General features: G+C 61.9%; 3 protein-coding genes. All 3 read right to left on the reverse strand.

What is annotated here, in order from left to right; genetic code table 11:
- Window positions 1–404, reverse strand: a 404-nt coding sequence (eutB, locus tag OQK_RS14395; protein ID WP_038860949.1) for an ethanolamine ammonia-lyase subunit EutB, incomplete at its 3' end; no start/stop codon positions are given.
- A 52-nt stretch (window positions 405–456) separates the two neighbouring features.
- Window positions 457–1,908 (reverse strand): ethanolamine permease, encoded by a 1,452-nt coding sequence (eat, locus tag OQK_RS14400; protein ID WP_016773005.1) that lies wholly within the window; start codon window positions 1,906–1,908, stop codon window positions 457–459.
- Between the two features lie 172 nt (window positions 1,909–2,080).
- On the reverse strand, window positions 2,081–2,458 hold a 378-nt coding region (locus tag OQK_RS31290; protein ID WP_038860950.1), incomplete at its 5' end, for an aldehyde dehydrogenase family protein.

Raw genomic sequence — 2,458 nt, forward strand, 5'->3', positions numbered from 1 at the left:
AGATCCTGCACGCGCATGATCTTCGACACGGCGGCGACCATTTCCGGGGTCAAACCGGGGGCGAGGGCGCGCAGGCTGGTTTCGTCCGCCGCATCACTGAGCAGCCAGTCACGAAAGCCGCCAACGGTGAGGTGGCTGACCACGGCGAAGGCTTGCTTGTCGTGGGTGTCGATGATCAGCCGGGTGACTTCATCGGCTTCGTAGGGAATCAGCGCTTCTTGCAGGAAGTGGGTGAGCGGGATGTCCGCCAGGGCCATTTGCGCGGCCACCCGTTCGCCGTCGTTGAGCGCGGCGATCTCGGCGAGAAAATCCCCCGAGCGGGCGGGGCTGGCCTTGGCCATGACGTCTTTGAGGCTGTCGAAGCGGTAAGTCTGCGCGCCGACCGTGTGAGCAAAACTGGCCATTCAGCGTTCTCCGTGACGGCGCAGAATGCCTCTGCGCCGTGGTTTTCGACAATCAGTGCAAGGCTTGTTCAGCTTTTTGAATCGCCGCGAATTCTTCTTCCGGCGTGCCCGCTACCAAGTGATGCCGACTGTAGAAAGCAAAGTAAGCAATTAACACTCCATAGATGATCGCCGCGCCGATCACCACCCGTGGATCGACGAGGAAGCCAGCCACCACGGCGATGCACGCCAATACCAGCGCCACACCCGAGGTGAAAATGCCACCCGGCGTGCGGTACGGCCGGTCCATTTTGGGGCGCCGGATGCGCAGGGTGATGTGCGCGGCCATCATCAGCACATAGGAAATGGTAGCGCCGAACACCGCGACCAGAATCAGCAAGTCGCCCTGACCGGTCAGCGACAGACCAAAGCCGATGATGCCGGGAATCACCAGGGCCAGCACCGGCGCCTTGCTTTTGTTGGTCTGCGACAGTTTGCGCGGCAGGTAACCGGCCCGCGACAGCGCGAAGATCTGCCGCGAGTAGGCGTAGATGATCGAGAAGAAACTGGCGATCAGCCCCGCCAGGCCGACGAGATTGACGAAGCTGCCCATCCACGTCGAGCCACCGTAGGCCTTGCTCAGTGCTTCGACCAGCGGGTTACCCGACGTCAGCAGCGAATTCGCACCAGCGCCGCCGGGGCCGACGATCAGAATCAGCAGGGCGAACATCAGCAGCACCAGCATCGCCCCGATCAGCCCGCGCGGCAGGTCGCGCTTGGGGTTTTTGGTTTCTTCGGCGGCCAGCGGCACGCCTTCGACGGCGAGGAAAAACCAGATCGCATAGGGAATCGCCGCCCACACGCCGACGTAGCCGAACGGCAGAAACGCACTGGCGCCGACCGCAGTGGTCACCGGGATGTCGAGCAGGTTGGCAACGTCGAAGTGCGGCACCATCGCCACCAGAAACACGCCCAGCGCCAGCGCGGCGACGGCGGTAATGATGAACATCAGCTTGAGCGCTTCGCCGACCCCGAAAATATGGATGGCGATGAAGATGATGTAGAACGCCAGGTAGATCATCCAGCCGCCAATACCGAACAGCGATTCGCAGTAGGCGCCGATGAACACCGCGATGGCAGCGGGGGCGATGGCGTATTCGATGAGGATCGCGGTGCCGGTGAGAAACCCGCCCCACGGCCCAAACGCACTGCGGGCGAAACCGTAGCCGCCGCCAGCGGTGGGAATCATCGACGACAATTCGGCCAGGGAAAAACACATGCACAGGTACATCGTCGCCATCAGCAGCGTGGCGAGAAACATGCCGCCCCAGCCACCCTGGGCGAGGCCGAAATTCCAGCCGGCGTAGTCGCCGGAAATCACATAAGCGACGCCGAGGCCGACCAGCAGGACCCAGCCGGCGGCGCCTTTTTTCAGTTCGCGTTGTTGGAAATAATCGGTGCCGACTTTTTCGAAGTCGACGGAGGAGCCGGTCGCCGGAGCGCCGGCCGGGGATTCGCTTGGCATGGGGTTCACCATTTTTATTGTTTTATTGGCCCGTCTACAGCCAGGAACCTGATCGTTCCCACGCTCTGCGTGGAAGTGCAGCCCGGGACGCTCCGCGTCCCTTCGAAACCGAACGAGGAGCGTCCGTTGAGGCATTCCCACGCGGAGCGTGGGAACGATCAGCATTGCAGGATCAGAAGAATCCCAGCGGATTGATGTCGTAGCTCACCAGCAGGTTCTTGGTCTGCTGATAATGGTCGAGCATCATTTTGTGGGTTTCACGCCCGACGCCGGACTTCTTGTAACCGCCGAATGCGGCATGCGCCGGATAGAGGTGGTAGCAGTTGGTCCACACGCGACCGGCCTTGATCGCCCGGCCCATGCGGTAGGCGCGGTTGATGTCGCGGGTCCACAGGCCGGCGCCGAGGCCGAACTCGGTGTCGTTGGCAATCGCCAGGGCTTCGGCTTCGTCCTTGAAAGTGGTGATGCTCACCACCGGGCCGAAGATTTCTTCCTGGAACACGCGCATCTTGTTTGTGCCCTTGAGCAGGGTCGGCTGGATGTAATAACC

This window comes from Pseudomonas sp. R62 (assembly GCF_000257605.1).
GTDB classification, from domain to species: domain Bacteria; phylum Pseudomonadota; class Gammaproteobacteria; order Pseudomonadales; family Pseudomonadaceae; genus Aquipseudomonas; species Aquipseudomonas atacamensis.

Coding starts and splice junctions, on each gene's coding strand:
- eat (WP_016773005.1), bottom strand. CDS start 1,908: ATGCCAAGCGAATCCCCGGCCGGCGCTCCGGCGACCGGCTCCTCCGTC.